General features: G+C 62.6%; 18 protein-coding genes. 12 read left to right on the plus strand and 6 right to left on the minus strand.

Going from position 1 to position 20,211, the window contains the following annotated elements:
- The first annotated feature begins 7 nt into the window (after window positions 1–7).
- From AC1DON_RS00715 to AC1DON_RS00765, 11 genes are all read left to right on the plus strand, one after another.
- Window positions 8–1,153 carry a phosphoribosyltransferase domain-containing protein gene (locus tag AC1DON_RS00715; RefSeq protein ID WP_476932811.1) on the plus strand — a complete coding sequence of 382 codons (1,146 nt, stop codon included), beginning with the start codon at window positions 8–10 and terminating at the stop codon, window positions 1,151–1,153.
- Window positions 1,150–1,896, plus strand: coding sequence for an HAD family hydrolase (locus AC1DON_RS00720; RefSeq protein WP_476932812.1), 747 nt, complete (start codon window positions 1,150–1,152; stop codon window positions 1,894–1,896). The genes AC1DON_RS00715 and AC1DON_RS00720 overlap by 4 nt, the downstream gene beginning before the upstream one ends.
- Window positions 1,880–2,980: a cysteine protease StiP family protein gene (locus AC1DON_RS00725; protein ID WP_476932813.1), complete on the plus strand. Its 1,101-nt coding sequence runs from the start codon at window positions 1,880–1,882 to the stop codon at window positions 2,978–2,980. Before AC1DON_RS00720 ends, AC1DON_RS00725 begins: the two co-directional genes overlap by 17 nt.
- Complete coding sequence (locus AC1DON_RS00730; protein WP_476932814.1) at window positions 2,977–3,879, plus strand: HpcH/HpaI aldolase/citrate lyase family protein; 903 nt, start codon at window positions 2,977–2,979, stop codon at window positions 3,877–3,879. Before AC1DON_RS00725 ends, AC1DON_RS00730 begins: the two co-directional genes overlap by 4 nt.
- A gap of 125 nt (window positions 3,880–4,004) precedes the next feature.
- The gene (locus tag AC1DON_RS00735) at window positions 4,005–5,171 is read left to right on the plus strand and encodes a toxic anion resistance protein (RefSeq protein ID WP_476932815.1); all 1,167 of its coding nucleotides are present in this window, start codon (window positions 4,005–4,007) and stop codon (window positions 5,169–5,171) included.
- 121 nt (window positions 5,172–5,292) lie between these two features.
- A complete protein-coding gene (locus AC1DON_RS00740; protein ID WP_476933461.1) occupies window positions 5,293–5,760 on the plus strand; it encodes a hypothetical protein in 468 nt (155 codons plus the stop codon).
- Window positions 5,761–5,835: 75 nt separating this feature from the next.
- The gene (locus AC1DON_RS00745; protein ID WP_476932816.1) at window positions 5,836–6,690 is read left to right on the plus strand and encodes an aldo/keto reductase; all 855 of its coding nucleotides are present in this window, start codon (window positions 5,836–5,838) and stop codon (window positions 6,688–6,690) included.
- Between the two features lie 96 nt (window positions 6,691–6,786).
- Window positions 6,787–8,139, plus strand: coding sequence for a GGDEF domain-containing protein (locus AC1DON_RS00750; protein ID WP_476932817.1), 1,353 nt, complete (start codon window positions 6,787–6,789; stop codon window positions 8,137–8,139).
- 162 nt (window positions 8,140–8,301) lie between these two features.
- Window positions 8,302–9,660 carry a hypothetical protein gene (locus tag AC1DON_RS00755; protein ID WP_476932818.1) on the plus strand — a complete coding sequence of 453 codons (1,359 nt, stop codon included), beginning with the start codon at window positions 8,302–8,304 and terminating at the stop codon, window positions 9,658–9,660.
- A 176-nt stretch (window positions 9,661–9,836) separates the two neighbouring features.
- Entirely contained in the window at window positions 9,837–11,480 is a 1,644-nt protein-coding gene (locus AC1DON_RS00760; protein ID WP_476932819.1) for a carboxylesterase/lipase family protein, read from the plus strand.
- Between the two features lie 63 nt (window positions 11,481–11,543).
- Entirely contained in the window at window positions 11,544–12,986 is a 1,443-nt protein-coding gene (locus AC1DON_RS00765; RefSeq protein ID WP_476932820.1) for a sensor histidine kinase, read from the plus strand.
- Between the two features lie 107 nt (window positions 12,987–13,093).
- Here AC1DON_RS00765 and AC1DON_RS00770 read toward each other — a convergent pair whose 3' ends face one another.
- The 6 genes from AC1DON_RS00770 to AC1DON_RS00795 form a co-directional block, all read right to left on the minus strand.
- The gene (locus AC1DON_RS00770; protein WP_476932821.1) at window positions 13,094–14,449 is read right to left on the minus strand and encodes a M28 family metallopeptidase; all 1,356 of its coding nucleotides are present in this window, start codon (window positions 14,447–14,449) and stop codon (window positions 13,094–13,096) included.
- A gap of 273 nt (window positions 14,450–14,722) precedes the next feature.
- Window positions 14,723–15,805 (minus strand): DUF2336 domain-containing protein, encoded by a 1,083-nt coding sequence (locus AC1DON_RS00775; RefSeq protein WP_476932822.1) that lies wholly within the window; start codon window positions 15,803–15,805, stop codon window positions 14,723–14,725.
- The gene (locus AC1DON_RS00780; RefSeq protein ID WP_476932823.1) at window positions 15,806–16,801 is read right to left on the minus strand and encodes a hypothetical protein; all 996 of its coding nucleotides are present in this window, start codon (window positions 16,799–16,801) and stop codon (window positions 15,806–15,808) included. It lies immediately after the preceding gene.
- Window positions 16,802–16,926: 125 nt separating this feature from the next.
- Complete coding sequence (locus tag AC1DON_RS00785) at window positions 16,927–18,735, minus strand: ATP-binding cassette domain-containing protein (protein ID WP_476932824.1); 1,809 nt, start codon at window positions 18,733–18,735, stop codon at window positions 16,927–16,929.
- Between the two features lie 104 nt (window positions 18,736–18,839).
- Window positions 18,840–19,424 (minus strand): hypothetical protein, encoded by a 585-nt coding sequence (locus AC1DON_RS00790; RefSeq protein ID WP_476932825.1) that lies wholly within the window; start codon window positions 19,422–19,424, stop codon window positions 18,840–18,842.
- Entirely contained in the window at window positions 19,421–19,726 is a 306-nt protein-coding gene (locus AC1DON_RS00795; protein WP_476932826.1) for a PadR family transcriptional regulator, read from the minus strand. The genes AC1DON_RS00790 and AC1DON_RS00795 overlap by 4 nt, the downstream gene beginning before the upstream one ends.
- A 123-nt stretch (window positions 19,727–19,849) precedes the next feature.
- Between AC1DON_RS00795 and AC1DON_RS00800 the strand changes: the two genes are divergently transcribed.
- The gene (locus AC1DON_RS00800) at window positions 19,850–20,164 is read left to right on the plus strand and encodes a hypothetical protein (protein ID WP_476932827.1); all 315 of its coding nucleotides are present in this window, start codon (window positions 19,850–19,852) and stop codon (window positions 20,162–20,164) included.
- Window positions 20,165–20,211 lie beyond the last annotated feature (47 nt).

The following is a 20,211-nucleotide window of genomic DNA, read 5'->3' on the forward strand; positions in this document are numbered from 1 at the left end:
GTCTTTTATGACAGGCGCGTACACAGCCGATCTTTCCATAGCCTTGCCGACCGGTGAGCTGTCCTTAAGCGTGCGCGATGGCCCGCCTTTGCGCGACCTGTGTGATTTCGCGGCGCGGTCGAACCCCAAGCGCGGCTTTCTGATCGTTTCGAAGATCCTTGGCCGCCACCTGCCGGCGTCGCCCGCCGAGATGCGCGGTTCGATGCAGGCACTGGCGCAAAAGGTCGCGGCCGACCTGCCGCAGCCGGTCGTCTTTTTGGGGTTGGCCGAGACAGCGACCGCCTTGGGTCAGGGGGTATTCGCAGCCTTCCGGCAGATCCATCCCACAGTTGATGCCCTCTACCTGCAGAGCTCACGGCAACGCGTGGCCGGTGCGCGCGTGCTGACGACCTTCGAAGAAGGCCACAGCCACGCAACAACCCATCTGGTCCAGATCAACGATCCGGAGCTTGAAGCCGTGGCGCGATCCGCGCGCTCACTGGTCATCGTCGACGACGAATGCAGCACCGGCAGTACCTTTATCGGCGCCGCCGAAGCATTGGCGGGTGTGATGCCGGACCTGCAGCGCATCGAGACCTGCTGCATCACCGACTGGGGTGGGGGCGGTTATATCGACGCCATGCCGCGCCCGACGCAGGCGCGCGCCATCCTGTCCGGCAGCATGCAGTGGCAGGCGGCGACCCTGCCGGCCCAGCCCGTGCTGGCGGCTCGCACAAATCAGGCCGGTGACGCGCCGGTGGCTGGTATGCGCAGCCGCACGGGCCTGACCCGCCCAGAACACGCCGCGCGCCAACCGATTAAGGCCTTCGCCGGCGAACGCATTCTGGTGCTGGGTGAGGGCGAGCATTCTTACGAAGCCCTGCTGGCCGCCGAGGAAGCCGAGCGCGAGGGCGCCATCGCCGCCGTTCAGTGCATTACCCGCAGCCCGGCGCTGCTGGGGCACGCCATGCAGAGCGCGTCTGCGTTTTCGGACGCCTACGGCAGCGGCGCACCGTGCTTCCTCTACAACATCCTCGGCCATCGCCCCGACCGCATCGTGATCATGAGCGAAATTGTGAAAGACCAGGCAGCTGAAGCCCGCGCGGCGCTGGCGCAACTGGGCCGTGACATTCCGCTTGAGGTCATCGCCTGCCGCTACGGGGACGACCAATGACCGCGCCGATCCTCCTCGCCGATCTCGACGACACCCTATTCCAGACCGCCCGCAAATGTCCGGGCGGCGTGGCCGACGGCCTGCGCCTGATGAGCCGGCTAAACGACGGCAGCCCCAGCGGCTATGCCACGGTGCGTCAGGAAAACCTGCTGAAGTGGTTGCGGGTCGGCAAGCTGATCCCCGTGACCGCGCGCAGCCGCGATGTCCTGGCCCGCGTCGATATCGAACAGGCGCCGGCCATATGTGGCAATGGCGGCCTGATCCTGCGCGGCGATGGCGAGATCGATCAGGACTGGCACGACGCACTGGTCGCCGAGGCACGCGAAGGCGAGGACGTCACAGGTGTGTATACGGCGCTGACGGATAAGCTCGATCCTGCCGCCTTCCGGCACTGGATCGCGGTGGAAAATGGCATGCCGCAATTCTTCGCCATCAAGAGCAACCACGATCATGGCGAAGTTCTGGCTGAGGTCGAACGCGAACTGCTGACGTTTGTGCCCGCTGGCTGGCGGGTACACCGCAATGGCAACAATCTCGCCTATTGCCCGGCCTGGCTGAATAAGCGGCACGCCGTGCGATACCTGATCGACAAGCTGCGTGTGGACGCCCCCGACGCCCCGGTGATCGGCATCGGTGACAGCGTGTCAGATGTCGGCTTCATGGACCTGTGTGATTTCGCCATGACGCCGACCCGTTCCCAGCTTTGGACCCATGTGGTGAGGGACAATGTCTGGATTGACTGACACTCCCGCCGACATCTTTTCGGGCACCTATGCGCCTGACGACGTCATCATGCTGCTCAAGCCCTCGGCCATCGCGCACACGCTGATAGCCGAGAAGGAAAGGCTGATCCAGTCGGGCAAAAAGCACTATTCGGAAATGCTGTCGGCGGAAGCCGTGCCGGATGCGCGCTATATGCAGCTTTATCAGGACGCCCTGAAGCGCAATGCCGGGCGGTTGAAGCACGACATCGTGAGGCTTGCTGAAAAGATCGCCGCGCGGCCGCAGACACAAACCGACTGCGTCATCATCTCGCTGGCGCGCGCCGGGACGCCGATCGGCGTGCTGGTCAAACGCGCCCTGGAGCGGCTGGATGTCAGAACGTTTCACTACACGGTCAGCATTATTCGCGGGCGCGGCATCGACCTGAATGCGCTGAAAGCCATCAAGGCGCGCCATGGTACGGCGACGGCGATCTTTCTTGACGGCTGGACCGGCAAGGGCGCCATCAGCCGCGAGCTTGAAACCTCGCTGGCGCAGGCAGACCTGGGCTTTCAATCCTATCTTGCCGTGGTCGCCGATCCGGCCGGCACGGCCAGCCTGGCCGCGACGACCGACGACTATGTTATCCCCAGCGGTCTTTTGAATGGAATAGTCTCGGGCCTGATCAGCCGTACCGTCCTGACCGACGCTTTGGTGGGGCCGGACGACTTTCACGCGTGTTTGTTTCAGGCGGATCATGCGCCGCACGACCTGACGCATCACTTCCTGAATGCGGTCGAGGCAGCCGATGCCTACGCTACCTCCGCGTCGTGGTCGCCGGACGTCGCCAGCCTTGCTGTAGCGGCGAAAAACCGTATCCTGGGGGACCTTGCGGAGGCCTATCAGGTTACCGATATTAATCGCATCAAGCCGGGCATCGCCGAGGCGACGCGGGCAACCCTGCGCCGTCTGCCCGACCGGGTTCTGCTCAGGGACCTGGACGATCCGGAGACCCTGCACTTGCGCCATCTGGCGGACAAGGGGGGCGTGCCGGTGGTGGAACGGGATTTGGGGGGATACCGCGCAGTGACGATTATCCGGAATGTAAGGGGCGAGCAGGAATGAGAGCTATCGAACTGGGCGCCACGCTCTACACGCCCGTCCTGAATCCGGCGGCGATGGAAAACGCCTATGGTGCCTGCCCCGACCTGCGCTCCATGGTCATCTGCCTGGAAGACGCCGTTCGCGCCGACGAACTGGCGGTGGCGGAGCAGAACCTGAAGGTCATCCTGCAGAGCTTCACCCTGGTGCCGCCGAGCGTGCATGTCTTTGTCCGGCCGCGCAGCCCGCAGATGCTGGCGCGCATTCTGGCCATGCCGGGTGTCGAACGGGTGAGGGGCTTTGTCCTGCCGAAGGTAACGGCCGCGACGCTCGACGACTGGTTCGGCTTGTCAGGCACGGATGGCCATCTGTTCATGCCCTGCATCGAGGGGACGGAGGCCTTTGATCCGTTGAGCCTCGGCCAGTTGCGCGACCGCCTCCTTCCCTTCCGCGACCGGATACTGGCTGTACGCATCGGCGGCAACGACCTGCTGAACCTGATCGGCGTGCGGCGCTCGCGTTTCCGCACGGCTTATGACGGTGTGCTGGGCGTCGCCATCCGCAATATCGTCGCCAGCTTCGCCAGCCATGGCTTCAGCATCTCGGCGCCGGTCTTCGAGCATTTTGGTGACAATATCCTGCTGGCCGAAGAGGTCGAGCAGGATATCGAACACGGCCTGCTGACCAAGACGGCGGTACACCCGACCCAGATCGCGGCGATCCAGCGCCTGTACCGGCCGTCGGCCGCCGACCTGACGGAGGCGCGCACCATACTTGACAATGCCTCGCCGGCGGTTTTCGGTTCCAGCGGCAGCATGTGCGAGCCGGCAACCCACAGCCGGTGGGCCGAAAATATCGTCCTGCGCGCGCAAATCTATGGTATTGCTGAGGCCCTGTCATCGGCCGATAGCCGAGTCGCTTGACAGACACCGGCATGGATGCCGGTATTGGGGGAATGGGCTGTCATGCTGGATATCTCGGATGCGCAGGCGCGCGATCGGGCTCTGCGATGCAAAACCGCTAATCTATTTATCAGGGAAACACGACCATGAGTGATCTCGTTCTGGAGGCTCCGGCCCCTGTTGCCGCCGTTCCCGTGGAAAAGGCCGCCGGCCTGGTCCCGATCGATTCCACTGTGAAGTCCGAACTTGAAACCAAGGTCGATTCCTACATCGCCGACCTGGTCAGCGTCGACGCCAATAGCCCCGACTTCGGCAACAAGATCAACCAGTTGAACGCCCTGGGCCAGCGCGAGATCTCGGCGCTGTCGTCGCAGAGCAACCGCTTCCTCGACCGGCCGACCAAGCAGATGGACGGCGAGGGCGGTGTCGGGAACTCGTTGATCGAACTGCGCCACACGATTGAAGGCCTCGACCCGTCGCGCGGTGGTCTCCTGACGGAGCCGCGCAAGCTGTTCGGCTTCATTCCGTTTGGCAACAAGCTGAAGGCGTATTTCGACAAGTATCAGTCGGCCCAGACCCACATCAACGGCATCCTGGTGTCGCTGGCGCGCGGCAAGGATGAACTGCTGCAGGACAATGTCGCCATCGACGGCGAACGCCGCAAGATGTGGGAGATGATGGGCAAGCTGGAGCAGGTCATCCACATCTCCAAGACGCTCGACAGCCGCCTGGAAGAGCGCGCCGCCGAACTCGACAGCTCAGATCCGACCAAGGCCCGCGCCATCCGTGAAGCGGCGCTGTTCTATGTTCGTCAGCGCACGACCGACCTGCTGACCCAGATGGCAGTGACGGTGCAGGGTTATCTGGCGCTGGACCTGATCAAGAAGAACAATATCGAGCTGATCAAGGGCGTCGACCGCGCCTCGACCACGACCATCGCGGCCCTGCGTACAGCGGTGACGGTCGCCCAGGCCCTGGCCAGCCAGAAGCTGGTCCTCGACCAGATCACAGCGCTGAACACAACGACGTCGAACATGATCGCCAGCACCAGTGAGCTTTTGAAGTCGAACACGGCCCGCATCCACGAACAGGCGACCTCGGCGACCATCCACGTCGAAACCCTGCAAAAAGCCTTCGCCAACATCTATGCGACGATGGACGCGGTCGATGAATTCAAGCTCAAGGCGCTGTCGAACATGAAGACGACGGTTGACACCTTGTCGCACGAGACCGAGAAGGCGAAGGGCTATATCGCGCGCGCCCAGGGTAATACGTCCGACAACAGCGGGACCTCGCCGCTATTGCTTGGGTAAGAGCGGCAGCCAAACAAAGCGCTTTCCGAAAAGTGGTTTCCGGTTTTCGGATAAAAGCGCGGCAAGATAGTAGGTCTGGTCGTGTTTTATTTTTAGGATTCACGGCTTATTGTTGGTAAGTATGAATCTGATGGAGTTCTTCCGGAAACTGTTCGCCCCGCCGCCTCCGCCGCCGGCCCCCTTGCCGCCGGCGCCTGAGCCTGTGCGCGTCGATTACAACGACACGCGCGTTCCGGACGGGGCGCAGGCCCGCATTGCCCGCATCCTTGCCAGCCTGGACGAAGTCCAGGAAGCGGCCACCCGCGAACAGGCAACGACGATCAATCGCTTTGATCTCGAGCAGATGCGCGACCTGCACCTGCCCAAGCTGGTGAAAAGCTATATCGACATCCCCGCCGCGCACCGGGCGGAAATCTTCCGCAAGACCGGAAAGTCCGCCAGCTTCATCCTCGATGAAAGCCTGGACGCCATGCAGGGCAAGCTCGACGACATGCTGCGCAGCCTGGCCCAGCACGACCTGGATGCTTTCACGCACAACACGCAGTTCATCGGCCAGCGCTATGCCGACAAGGACAATCCGTTCCTGTAAGCAGGTGCGGCCCTGTCCGCCTGTTGCAATCATCGCCACCGAGCCCCATCTGCCTTGCACAGCAAGGAGAGGGCCATGACAGCAGCGAATAGCGGAACGTTCAAGATCGGTGGGGAGCTGACCGTCAACCGTCTGGGCTTTGGTGCTATGCGCGTCACTGGCGCCGGCGTGTGGGGCGAGCCTGCCGACCGCGGCGAGGCCTTGCGCGTGCTGAAGCGCTTGCCGGAGCTGGGGATCGACTTTATCGACACCGCCGATTCCTATGGACCGGACGTGTCGGAAAAGCTGATCCGCGAGGCGCTGCATCCTTACGGCAAGCTGGTCGTCGCCACCAAGGCTGGACTGGTGCGGCGTGGCCCCAACATCTGGATACCCAATGGCGATCCCGACTACCTGATCGAAAACGCCAACCGGTCGCGCGACAAGCTGGGCGTCGAGGTGATTGACCTGTGGCAGCTCCACCGTATCGATCCGCGCGTGCCGCGTGACGAACAGTTTGCCGCGGTGAAGATGCTGCTCGACAACGGCGTCATCCGCCACGCCGGCCTCTCCGAAGTCTCGGTCGAGGAGATCAAGGCGGCGCAAGCCGTCTTCCCGGTGGCTACTGTCCAGAACCGTTATAATCTCGCTGAACGCGGCAGCGAAGCTGTGCTGAAATACTGCGAAGCCAATGGCATCGGCTTTATTCCGTGGTATCCGCTGGCGGCCGGTGACCTGGCGCGACCCGGCACGGTGCTCGACAGCATAGCGAAGGCACATAATGCCGCGCCATCGCAGATCGCCCTGGCCTGGGTGCTCAAACGCTCACCGGTCATCCTGCCTATTCCCGGCACCAGCAAGGTTAAGCACCTTGAGGAAAATACGGCGGCGGCGGATATTGTCCTTAACGATGACGAGTTCGCGGCATTGGACAGGTCGGCGCGCGCTTGACGTGTCGTTAACGGTGTTACTTCACAGGATGCTTAAGGTTATCGCGTAGGCTTCGTCCCAAAGATGATGACATCTGTGTGGGGATAGTTGACCGCCTTGAGTACCAAAGGTCTGAAAGATCGTTTCGCCGGCTTTGCCGATAAGGGCCTGCGCCTGGCCGCCGGCGCCAAGTTCGAAATGGCGCTGCTGGGCCTGCTGCTGCTGACGGCCGGCGCCATTGCCGGCAAGGACCAGTTGCTGGGCCGTACGGTCAGCTTTACGCCGCAAAGCACGGCGTCCAGTACCCACCTGGTGTTTTCGGACGGCGATGCCGGTGTCGGCGGCAAGTCGGTCACAAAGGACCGTGGCGGATTGAAGTGGGATTGCGACCTGCACCCCCAGCACCCCTATCGCTATTGCGGCTATGAGTTGTTTATCGATGGTAACAAGGGCACGCACGGTCTCGACCTGACCAATATGCGCTCGTTGGGCATCACTATGATGTATCGCGGTGAGGCGACGTCCTTCCGCGTCCACCTCAAGAATTTCGACCCGGCCTACAGCGTCCGCGCCGACGACGAGAGCCCGCAATATCTGCGCGTCGAAGCCGACACCACGCCCGGTAAACTGCAGCGCATCGACTTCACCACGGACGACTTCGGGGTCGCCGACTGGTGGCTGCGCAAGCACAGGCTGGCGCCGGAATTCGGCCGGCCGAAGTTCGACAATGTCACCTCGCTGATTTTCGAAACCGGTTCCGAAGCGCCGGCGGGGGCCCATTCCTTCGAAGTCCGCGAAGTCCGTATCCACAAGGCGATCCTCAGCGACGCGCAATGGTATTCGTTGCTGCTTGGCATCTGGATCGTCATGATCGTCGCCTATCTCGGTTATCGCGTGGCCAACCTGCGCCGGGCTCTGCGGGAACGCCAGACCCTTGAGGCACTGGCGCTCAGTGAAGCGCAGGAAGCGGCGCGCCGCGACCACCTGACTGGCACTTTCAACCGGCGGGGTATGATTGAATCGTTCGATGCCATGGCCGGACAAAGGCGTGGTGCTTTTGACCTCGCCATCATCCTGATCGATATCGACCACTTCAAGGTCCTGAACGACACGCACGGCCATGACTTCGGCGATCAGGTGCTGACGGCATTTGCCGATCTGATCGGCCGTAGTGTCCGCATGGGCGACATGGTGGCGCGATGGGGCGGCGAAGAATTCATCGTCGTCTGCGCTGATGTCGACCGCCGTGGCGCTCAGAAGATCGCTGAAAAGCTGCGCGAACGCGTCGAAAGCCATGATTTCGGTCCGTGCGGCACGGTGACAGCCAGCTTTGGCATCCATTGGGCCAATGGTGCACACCCCGATCTGGCGCGTATGGTGTCACTGGCCGATACGGCGCTCTATGCCGCCAAGGCGGGTGGCCGCAACTGCTGCCGCCTGCATCGCGCCGATATGTCCAAGGCGGCATAACCTCCCAAACTTCGTCCCGTTGGCAACAGGGGGACGTTAAATCCAGACTGCCGTTAACCTTTTGTTGACTCTTCGGCGGCCTTGGGATTGCATCTGTCTGTTCGAGCCTCAAGCGCTGCGTATCGTCCTGATACGCTTCTCGCCTTGAGGGGGTAACGGGACATGTTCGAATTCGGTCGTGAAATCAGACGTATCTTTGGCAATCAGGGCCGGGTCGAAACCGATCCGTCGCTCTATGAGTTGCTGAATCTCAAGCTGCTCATCGCCCAGGGGCGCCATCTCGATATCGAAGGCGGCCGCGTCTCGACCAAGAACCGCTTTACGCCCTACCTCGAAGCCGCGCAGATCTGGCGCGAATATGCCCGCCGTACTGGCGATCCCGTCGCCATGCGCCGCGCGGCCTCGGCCGCTGAAAACGCCGGCAAGGAGGCCAAGACGACATCGGAAGCCGCCGCCGCCGCGCTGGAACAGGCCCTGACCTGCATCCTGGGCAGCGAATTGTTCGAAACCCATGAACTGCTCGATTCCGCCGAAAGCCTGCTGAGTGGTGGCAAGGCGGCGATCGCTGACGACGAGGTGCTGAAGGTCCGTTTCGCCGCTGTCGAAGCCCGGCTGGCCGCCCGCAATGCGGCGCGCAGAGGCGCCCAGGACCTCGATCCGGCGCTGCATGCCATGTCGCGCATCGATCGCGCCGTAGACCGCGCCGACCAGCGCGTCCGCCAGACCAATGCCGCCCGCGACAAGCTGGATGCCGCCCACGCCCGCTTCGATCGTGGCGACCTGTTGATGATGGTCGGGCTCGACCGCGCCGATCCGACACTCATGGCCGCGGTTATCACCGATTTCGAAGCCCTGCGTCAGCGTCTCGACCCGGACTATGAGCCCGTGACCTATGCCCGCGTAACGCTGCGGCTGGCCCTGGCGCGCATCTGGCAGGGGCAGATCGAAGGCAAGCCGGAAGGTATCAGCCAGGGCATCGCTTTACTGTCGCACGAAGACACGGCGATGCTTGACTACGAACACTCGCCGCTCGACTGGGTCGAGCACAAGCAGGCCCTGGCCATGGGCCTGCAGGCCCTGGGAGAACTGACGCTCAATCAGGAGGTCTGCGACCAGGCGATCGCCATGTACGACCTGGCGCTGAAGCGGCCGATGCAGAAGCAACTGACCCTGCGCGCACAACTGGTCAATAACCGCGCCGTCTGCCTGGCGCGCCACGCCGAGCTGAAGGGGGACCTGAAGTCGCTGGACGTGGCCGAAGCCGCCTTCAAGGACGAACTGCGCACCCTCAAGCCGCAGGAAGATCCGGTCGGCTGGGCGATCGTGCAGAGCAATCTGGCACGGCTCTATGTGGCGCGGGGCGACATTACCGGCTTCATGATGGAGCGCACCGAGGCGGCCTACGCTTTGGAAGCGGCCCATGAAATCTTCGCCGAGCACGGCATGGCGGCCCTGGCCGAAAGCGTCCAGATCCAGCTCAGCCGGGTGCGCGAGCAGGACCAGGGCCAAGGCCAAGGCTAGATCGGAATGGGTGTAAGCGGAAACGCCATTCCGATCTAAGTTTTTGCTTTGTCGCGATACCTAGGCGAAAACCGCTGACACTTTTCGCCATATCGCTCGAGGCCCCGCTTTCTCTTGTTGCCTCGCCGACGCTCGGTTAAGCTCTCCCAAAATCATAAGATTCCTGGGAGAAGATCATGCGTTTCACATTGGATCGGCGGAATCTTTTGGGTTCCGGTCTGGCGGCATCCCTGTTGGCGACGGCAGGCCGGGCACAGGCCCAGGCTTTATCGACTTCCACCCTCCCCATCGCGCCCTTTGTCGAGGTCGAGACTACTAAGGGCAAGGTTCGTGGGGGCACGGCGCGCGGCGCTTTAAGCTTCAAAGGCGTTCCCTATGCCGGTCCGATGCGTGGCGCCAACCGTTTCCGGGCGCCGCAACCGGTCAAGCCATGGACGGGCGTGTTCGACGCCACAAGGCTGGGTGCGCCGGCCTTGCAGAAGCCCAAATCGACCTATGGCGAACAGGAACCCGGCTATAGCGAAGACTGCGGCCTGCTGAACGTCTGGACGCCGGCCGTGGATGGCAGGAAGCGGCCGGTCATGGTCTATCTCCATGGCGGCGGTTTTGTCACCGGATCGGCGGGATCGACATCACAGGACGGTGGACGGCTGGCGGCTGTGCACGATGTCGTCGTCGTGGCCAGTAATCACCGTCTGGGCCTGATGGGTTATCTGTGGGTCGAAGGCGGCGACCGTGTTCCCAATGCCGGCATGCTCGACATCGTTGCTGCGCTGGAATGGGTTCGGGACAATATCGTGGCCTTTGGCGGCGACCCTGGCAATGTCACTGTCTTTGGCGAATCCGGCGGCGGTGGCAAGGTGGGCACCTTGATGGCCATGCCTGCGGCGCACGGCCTGTTTCACAAGGCCATTATCCAGAGCGGGGCCTGGCCGCGCCGCGTTACCGCCGAGGCGGCGCGCGAAACCACCCGCCGGGTGATGAAGGCTCTGAACCTGACGGATGTGGCGCAACTCGATGGCGTTCCCGCGCAGACCCTGCTCGACCTGCAACTATTGGCCGATCAGAACCAGGGGGCGCTGGCCAGTCCGCGCAGCGGACCGCAACGCCTGATGCCGGCCGGCAGCAACACCGACGAAGCCGGCCACTTCGGACCGGTTGTCGATGGCGTAATCCTGCCCGTCCAGCCGTTCGATCCCAAAGCTGCGGCCTTGTCGGCGAACATCCCGCTGATTATAGGCTGGGATCGCGACGAGGCGACCTTCTTCAACATGGGCCGGCCTGACACCTTCACCATGGACGAGGCCGCGCTCAAAAGCCGGCTGGATACGGAGTTCGGCGACAAGGCGCCGGAAATCGTCAAAGCCTATCGCGCGCTTTACCCCAAGGCGACGCCCACCGACATCTATATCGCCATAGCCTCGGCGCGCGTCTTCGGTAATGACAGCGTGACGACCGCCAGCCTCAAGTCGGACCAGGCCGCACCCGTCTGGCTCTATCGCTATGACTACGCGTCGAACTTTCCGATCGCCGGGACGAATGTGACGCTAAAGGCCGGGCACGCCACCGATATCGGCGCGACCTTCTACAACTGGGATTTGAGCGGATTGCACGGCAACGGACCGGGCCTTCAGCAGGCCTCGCACAACCTGTCGACACTGCTGACCACCTTTGCCCGCACCGGCAAGCCGTCGGGCAAGGGCTTGCCGGACTGGCCTGTATATGACCGCTTGCAGCGCACCACCCTGTTGGTAAATACGGAGTGCCGCGTCGAAAATGACCCCGAAGCAGGCGCGCGCAAAATGTGGGGCGCTGGCTAAATCCTCGAAATCCGTGTAAGGCACCTGTTACCGTTTACACGCAGCAGGCGAACTGTCATAGTCATGCAAAGGATTGCTGAACCGTCTTCGGGGAACTGGGCGCTGTTCATGACGTTAAGGGCGCGAATTTCCATATTGATTGGTGGACTGGTCGTCATGGCGGTAAGCGTCATGCTGTTCGGCCTGTCGACCCTGTCAGACTACAACCGGATGATGGGAGATTATGGCCGCGCCTATGAAAACGCCTATATGGGCGAACGTCTCAACCGGCTGATCAGTTCGGCGGTGATGGAATCGCGCGGTATCTACCACGCGCACTCGCCTGACGAGACGCGCATGTTCGCCGCACGCCTCGACCGCAACCTCGATGAAATCGACGCCGTTCTGGCGCAGTGGCGTGGCAAGGGGACAGCCAGCCAGGATGTTGGCCTCGACCGGCTGGAGGGCCGCGCCCGCCAGTTCATCGAGGTCCGCCGGGGGCTGAGCAAAGCAGCAATCGCCAAGGGGCCCGCCGCCGCCGAAGCCATCGGCGTGATCGACCGCCCCGTTCGCATGAGCTTCCAGCGCGATATCGACCGCATGGTCACTGCGACCCGCCGTACCCTGGATGCCGAAACGGTGCGTACCGATACCTATCGCCGTGAGCGGGTGATCAGCTTCGTCGCCGTTACACTGGTCTGGATCGTGCTGGCGGCCGGTTTGAGCTTCTGGATGGTTCAACACTTCATCATGCGTGAACTGGAACGCGCGCGCATCGCCGACGAGAATCGCGAACGGCTGCTGAAACAATTGATGGAGTCGAACACTGAGCTGGAACGCTTCGCCTATGTCGCCTCACACGACATGCAGGAGCCGGTGCGCATGGTCAATATCTACAGCCAGCTTGTCGCCGAGGACTACAAGGACCGGCTGGACGAAAAGGGGCGGCGCTATCTTGGTATTATCAGTACCTCGGCGACGCGGATGCACCTGATGGTCCAGGACCTGCTGCGTTATTCGCGGTTGAAGCACGAGCCTTTCGAGGACAGGGTCGTCGACCTCGACAGCCTGCTTGTCCAGGTGCGCGCCAATCTGGGCCAGCGGATCGCCGAAACCGATGCCAGGATCGAGAACGACACGTTGCCGAAGGTGTCGGGGAATCCCGTGCAGTTGCAAAGGCTGTTCGAGAACCTGATCGGCAATGCCATCACCTATCAGCCCGAGGGGCGAGCGCCGGTAATCACCGTATCGTCGGTGGAATCTGGCGGGCGCTGGCGCATCTGCGTCACCGACAATGGCATCGGGGTCGAACCGGAATATGCCAAGCAGATATTTGAGCCGTTCCGCCGCCTGCACACCTGGGACAAGTATGGTGGCACCGGCCTGGGCCTGACCATCTGCCGCAAGATCGTCGAACGTCACGGCGGCGAGATCTGGGTCGAGCCGGCGCCGAACCATGGCGCGCGCTTCTGTTTTACGCTAACCAAGGCGCCGGAAGCCGTCCAGTCAGAGGTCGCTGCCGCTTAACGCAGCTAGAGCATGATGTACTAAGTCGAACCGGAATTATGCTCTAGACTGTTGTTTTTTTTACGATATTTAGCCAAAATGCGCTGCACACTTTTTGGCATTTTGCTCTATTTCGCCACCGGCTTGCCACCAGGCTTCCACTGCGGAACATAGTCGCTATTGGCCAGCCAGCGCGCCGGGGCGATCAAAGACTGGATGGCGCTGGTCATGAAATCGATGTTCAGATTGGCAACCGAATCTTCGGGGCTGTGATAGTTGGGCGTAGTCGCCCATCCCGACACGGTGTGGGCGACAATGCCTTGCAGCGCCAGCTGATAGTTGTCCGAGCGTTCGAAGAAACGATGTTCCGGATAGGGGTCAGCCGCGACCTGGGCGCCTTGTGCCTTGATCGTCTCACCGAAATCCGACCGTTCGAAACCGGTCATCATCAGTGTATTGGCCGGCAGCTTCGGGTCCTGGGCGCCGATCATCTCGAATTCGAGATTGGCGATAATGTCCTTGAGAGGCACCGGTGGGTTCTTGGCGAAATAGAGCGAGCCCAGCAGCCCCAGCTCTTCGGCGCCATAGGCCACAAACATGACGCTGCGCTTCGGTTGCTTGCCGGCGGCCAAGGCCCGGGCGATTTCTAGCACTGCGGTCGTGCCTGACGCGTCATCGTTGGCGCCGTAAATGACCGTATCGCCCTTGACGCCCAGGGCGTCGAGGTGGGCGGTGTAAAGGAGGGTGCCGACCGATGGATCGGACCCTTGGAGATAGCCGATGGCATTGGTCGTCAGGCTGCGCGCCTTGACGATATCCGGGAGGGTCAGGGCCGCGTCCACGCCGTCCTTTGCCAGGCGGTCATAGGCTTCGGCCGTCACGATAGCGATGGCCAAGCCCGGTTTGGTGGGCGGATCACTTTCCAGATAGGCGGACATTCCGGTCGTCTTGCCACCCGCTTCCCAGTATTTTTTTGTGTCGTCGTTTTCGCGCAGGATGATGAGTTTGGCGCCCTTGGCGCGGGCGGCACGCGTCAGGCCGGGCAGGGGCGTCTTTGCGCCGGGCGCGGCCATGATGACATCGGCCACCGGCATGGTCTTGGTATCTTCGCCGGTGAAGACCTTGATCGCGCCCGTAATGTTGTTGCCGGACGAACTCAGGAGCTGCACACCATCGATCGGCTTGCCATCGATGGTCAGGGTGACAGGGGCCTCAATGCGCGGCTGAACCACCCAGGCGGTTTGCAGGTAGCTGGTCATGCCCGGCGCGGGCTTCAGGCCAAAGCCCTCGAACTGCGAGGCGACATAGGCGGCAGCAATGGCTTCGTCGCGCGTGGCGCTGCCGCGTCCCTGGAGCGCCTGTGAAGCCAGGAAGTTCTCATGGGCACTGACCCATTCGCGTTTGACGGTCCAGGTTTCAGCATGTGCGGGCGAAGTGACGGCAAGCGCCAGCGAGACGGCAGCGCAGAGAAGGGAAAGACGCAAGTCGGAAGTCCTGAGATGGTTTCAGGCGACACTGTGTCGGACCAGCTGCCGGGCGTCAAGCCGTGTTGGCCCCGCCCACCAATTGCTCCGCAATTGGTCCCCCCTCCCCATTTATGGGGAGGGCGCAGATGAAGGGCTGCCTATTCCAAGTGTTCTATACTGCCAGATTCGAGCACTGCCGTGACGCGAAACCGCGCCCTCCCCATTTATGGGGAGGGGGGACCGCCGAAGGCGGTGGGCGGGGCCTCTTTGAAAGATGAAACGCGCTGAGGCCTACGCCGCGTGGCCTTCGGCCCGGCGCATGCGCCAGAAACGGATGGTGCGCTGCGCGGTTTCCAGCGGCAGTTGCATATAGAGCTGGCCATATTCCGACGCCTTGCCCATGGCGTTCTGCTGGTCCGACAGCATGATCATGGCGTAGGTCAGGAACAGGGCCTTGTCGAGGCCCGCCGCCTTGCAAGCGATGGCCAGGGCGTCGATCTCCTTCTTTTCCACCAGATGCTTGGCGGTCAGGAAATCGATCTCGGCCATTTGCGACAGGGCGCACAGGAAATAGGTCGGGTTCGGATCGCGCATGTACTTGGCCAGCAGTTGCGGCGTCAGGCGCTGGTTCTGGCGCAGCACCGTCACATCGGCATTAATGCGCTCATAGTCTTCCGGGAAGCTGCCATAGGCAACGGCGACCTTGTCACGGCTCTTGGCGATGGCCTTCTCGACCACAGACGGATCGAGTTTGGCATTCTCGGCGATGATGCGTTCGCGCAGGCGGGATTCGACGACGAAGTACATGTCGTTCATCAGGTCCGCCGGCAGGTCCTTGCGGTTGACGATGACCTCATGCAGCGCCGGGTTGGCCTGGGCCCGGGTCACGGCTTCCTCGTTCGAGGCGCGCGACAGGCGGGCGCCGTCATTGCTGAGCAGGGTATGCAGGGTGTCGTCGTCACCGCGGGTAACGATAACGCCCGAAACGCTTTCCGGTACTTCTTCGCGGCGCGAAACGGCGCGCATGTGCTCCTGGCCCTTGGTCTGGACGATGTGGAGCAGGTCGCTTTCCGACAGGGCCTTGGAGCGCGTCAGAATCGGTTCGGCGACATCGATTTCATCGGTGGCCAGGCGGCGCAGCAGACCCAGCGGCGCGACTTTTGCGGAGGCTAAAGTATTGGCGATTTCGGCGCGGACCATGACTTCCATGTCGGCCGACAGCTGGCTCATGACTTGGTCGTAAAGCGCCATTTCCGGCCCTTCGATCTCTTCCGGATGCGCCATGAAGATGCTGGTCACCTCACGCAGGAGTTCACGACGCTTCTGGCTTGAGGGCTCCTTGGCGAGCTCGATAAGGCTGAGAAGGGACGACATTTACTTTCCTTCGGACTTCGCTTTTGCGGTCTTGCCAGACTCTTTTGCCACGTCTCTGGCAACGTCTTTGGCGGATGTTTTGGGCGCGGCTTCGTCGGCATGCAGGTCGGCGCCATCCAGAATGGCACCGGTCGCGTCCGGGGAGACGGTGATCGGATCGGGCTGCAGGCCGTACATGCGGTGCAGGCTGTAGAGGCGCGGCGCGTCGCCGGCATCCTTGTAGGTCTCGCCCGGAATGAAGACGTGGTCCGTTTCGTGGACCGCCAGTTGTTCGGACGGTTCCGGCGCGGTGGCTTCATCCGCCTTCTGGCGCGCCTCGTCGCGGGCCTGTGCCGCGCGGGCGGCCTTGATCTGGGCGGCATATTTGCTGGTCGTCGGGACCTGGTAGCCGCCGTCCTGCGAGGTCGCGGCGGGCGCGGGCGCAGCTAGGGGCCTGGAGGCAGCGGCGACCGCCTGCGGCGGCACGACAACGGGCTTCGCGGCCGGCAGCGGTGTTGGCGCGCTCACCGAGGCTGTTGCTGTGTGCGGCTCGGACGAGCGCGGCACCGGCTTGGCGACCGACAGGATCGGCGGCGGCGGTGACGCAGGTTCAACGGTCGTGGCGGGCTGCGCCGGCCGGGCAGGCAGGGGCTGGACCGTGACGGATCTCGGGGGCTCGCTATGCGCCGCGACCGCCTCCACAGGTTGGGCTTGGGCCGGCTGATAGGGGCGCGGGCCTTCGCTGCTCGCCTGAGGCTTTGCTGCCGGTTGGGGTACCGCCTGCGGCGCCTTTTTCGACGGCCAGTTCAGGTTGCGGCGGAAAGGGTCGCCAACCTGCCCGTAGGGTGACGCCGGCGCCGGATAAGCCATGGCGGCGGGCGCGTCATCCTGCGTCCCGGCCGTCTTGTTCTGCCATGTCAGGTAGGTTCCGGCGCTGTCCGCCAGCGCAAAGGCGGGCAGGGCGGCAGCCACGGCGAAGCCGGCGTAACAAAGATAACGGAACCTGGGCGCGGGCATTCTGATCCGGAACGAAGAGTTGCAACGCCGTGATCATACTTTATGCGGCTTAATAGAGGGCTAATGCTGACAGAACCGCGGATTCTGTCACCGGCCCATTCCGTGGTGCCAGCTTACCTTCCCGGTCAACCCGCCAGGCTCTCGCGCTTTTCTTCCAGTTCCAGCCACTCCATCTCACCGTTTTCGAGGTCCGAACGGAGTTGGTCGAGCTTCTTCATGGTGGCATCGAAGGTCTTGGGATCGCGGCTGTACAGGGTCGCATCGTCCAGAACGGTTTCGAGCCTTTTGATCTCGGCGGTCCATTTCGGCATCAGCTGGTTGAGGTCCTCCAGCCGCTTCTGGTCCTTGTAGCTCAGCTTCTTTGCTGCGGTCTTGACGGGGGCGGGGGCTGATTTCGGCGCATCGGCCTTGATCTTCTGCGCTTCCTTCTGTGAGATTTCGGCAAAGAAATCCGGGTTCTGGCGGATGAAGTCCTGCCAGCCGCCGGGGGTTTCCGCCGTCTTGCCGTCACCATTGAGCGCCAGCGTCGAGGTCGCCAGGCGGTCGATGAAGTCGCGGTCGTGGCTGACCAGGATCAGCGTGCCATCATAGTCGGCCAGCAGGTCCTCAAGCAGGTCCAGCGTGTCCATGTCGAGATCGTTGGTCGGTTCGTCGAGCACGAGCAGGTTGGTCGCCTTGGCCAGCGCCCGGGCCAGTTGCAGACGGTTGCGTTCCCCGCCCGACAGCGACTTGACCGGCTGGCGCAGCTGCTTTTCGCGGAACAGGAAGTCCTTGGCGTAGGCGGCGACGTGGCGCGGCTGCCCGCGCACCATGATCGAGTCGGAGCCCGAATTGGCCAGCACGTCCCACAGGGTCTCGTCGCCTTTCAGGGCATCGCGGCCCTGGTCGAGGTAGGCGACGTCGAGATTGGTGCCCAGCTTGATTGAACCGGCATCCGGCTCGCCCTGGCCGATCAGAAGCTTGACCAGGGTCGACTTGCCGGCGCCGTTCGGACCGACGATCGCCAACCGGTCGCCGCGCACGATACGCGTCGAGAAATTCTTCAGCAGCACCTTGTCGCCGAATGCCTTGTCGACGTGGCGCAGTTCGGCCACCAGCTTGCCGGACACCCCGCCGCTGTCGATGACCATCTCCATCGGCTTGTCCATCAGCTTCATGCGTTCGGAGTGGTCACGGCGCATGGCGTCCAGACGGGCGGCGCGGCCTTCATTGCGCGTGCGCTGGGCGGTGATCGAGCGGTAGAAGGTATAGGTTTCGCGTTCGATCGCCTTTTCAAGGCGGCGCAGGGATTCGGCGGTCTCGGCCTCCATCTTGGCCTGCCATTCGTCGAAGCCCTTATAGCCTTCGTCGCGGCGCAGGATCCGGCGCTCATACAGCCAGTAGCAGCGCTGGGTGACGCGCTCCAGGAAGGTACGGTCGTGGCTGACGATCAGGGCCGCACCACGGAAGGACCGCAGGCGGTCTTCCAGCGTCTCGATGGCGAAGATGTCGAGGTGGTTGGTCGGCTCATCCAGGAAGATCAGGTCGGGATCTTCGGCGAACGCCTTGGCCAGGGCGGCGCGGCGCTTTTCACCGCCGGACATGGAACCTGTCGGGCCAGACGGATCTATGCCGAAGGCCCACAGCTCGGACTCGGCTGTGTAGTGCTCCGCCCCGCCCGAACACGCCCAGTCGAGAATGGTCTCGCCCTTGGGTTCAGGTTCCTGAAGCACATGGGCGAAGCGTATGCCCTGCTGCATGTAGCGTTCGCCGGAGTCAGGCTCGATCAGGCCGGACAGCATGCGCATCAGGGTCGACTTGCCGGCGCCGTTGCGGCCGACCAGACAGGCGCGGATGCGTGGCTCGATGGCGATATCGACACCGTCGAACAGAGGGGTCATGCCGTCCATCAGGCGGACGTCTTTCAGGGCGAGCAGGGGGGGCTTGGAACTCATCGTCGCGATTTAGCCTTTGAGGCTAACGAATGGAAGCCCTCACTGGATCGGCCGCGCAAAAAGCTCGCCTCTCGTGCTCTTCCCTCAAGAGGAAAGGGTCAGGTTTAAGCGATCGCAGGCTTTTTCGGCTCCTGTTCCAGCCAGGCGAACAGCCAGGCGGCGCCCATCAATATAACCAGCGGCACAAGCGGCCAGGCCCAGGCGATCACTGGTACCGTCACATTCGGAGGTATCTTGCCTGCGATCATGTCAACGACATAGAACACGGGCAGGGCTATGGCGGAAATCGCCGCAGCAGCGCAGGCCCAGAGAAACGGCTTTGGTCGCCACAAGAGCAGAAGGCCCGCCGCAGCTAGATGGCTTAGGCCCATGGCGCCCTGCCAACTGATAAGAATAGCCAGGTGAGAGGGAGGGGTCTCATGCCTCAGACCATTGCTGAGGAAGTAGAGGAACGACAGGCCATAGAGCGAGGTCACAAGTGCCACGCCGAGGCGGCCGGCAAATACAAAGGCTTTCACGAAGGTCACCCTTTCGGTGAGGGCGGCCCACAGGCAGCCGGCGGCAAAGAGAAGGGCGTCGCGCGGATTGTCGATGGCGGCGACTTCGGCGGTCATAGCTTCGCCCCAGACGTGGTGGCGGGCAGGCAGAATGCGGGCGGCCAGTCGGGCGATGGAAAGGGCCAGGGTCATGCCTTCGCCTCACGCAATCCTGCGGGCGCTAGCGTTTCGGCTTCGCGTTCGGCGGCCAGGGCTTGGCCTTGCGCGGTAAGGCGATAGGCATGACGCGGTGGTTTACCTGGCTGAAGCGGTTCGCGCCATTCCGTCTCTAGCAGACCCTGATCGGCCAGGCGGATAAGCAGCGGATAGAGCGTGCCGGATTTCAGTCCGGTTTCCTTCGAAAGGTCATAGCCATAGCGCCAGGCCTGCGGCTGGGCGAAGAGGGCGGACAGGACCGTGCGGGTTTGAGGCGATATGTTGGAACGTCTGGGCATGCATGAAGATCAACATATGTAGAGTTTTCAGTCAATGCATAAACTCTACATATATAGATTGTTTCTCTCGATATCGCCTCCTTATGCCGGGTGGAGGTACCCTCACGCCAAAAGGAGCCACCGATGACCGACGCAGTGAAAACGGAAACCCGCGGCAAAGACACCGAAGTCGATGTCGCCGAACACGCTGAAGATCAGCAGAACCGTAACCAGCCAGACCCTTTTCCCGAAGAGGGCACGGACGAAAAGATCGTCAAGCCGGACTCTGCCGCTGACAAACCCTTGAGCGAAGATGAAGCGCTGCGTGCCACCAAGGCGGTGATTGCCGCCGGGTTGTCGGGGGGCGGCAAGACCAGTCCGGACTGGCCGGAGGGGCAACCGGCCGAAGCGCTGGACGACGGGACGAACAAGGCCGGCAAACCCCAGCCGGGCTTATGATATTCTGATGAACGGCCGACGTTCCGGCGCGGCGGTCTTATGTTGCC

It is taken from the genome of Asticcacaulis sp. P4_H10, assembly GCF_056400965.1.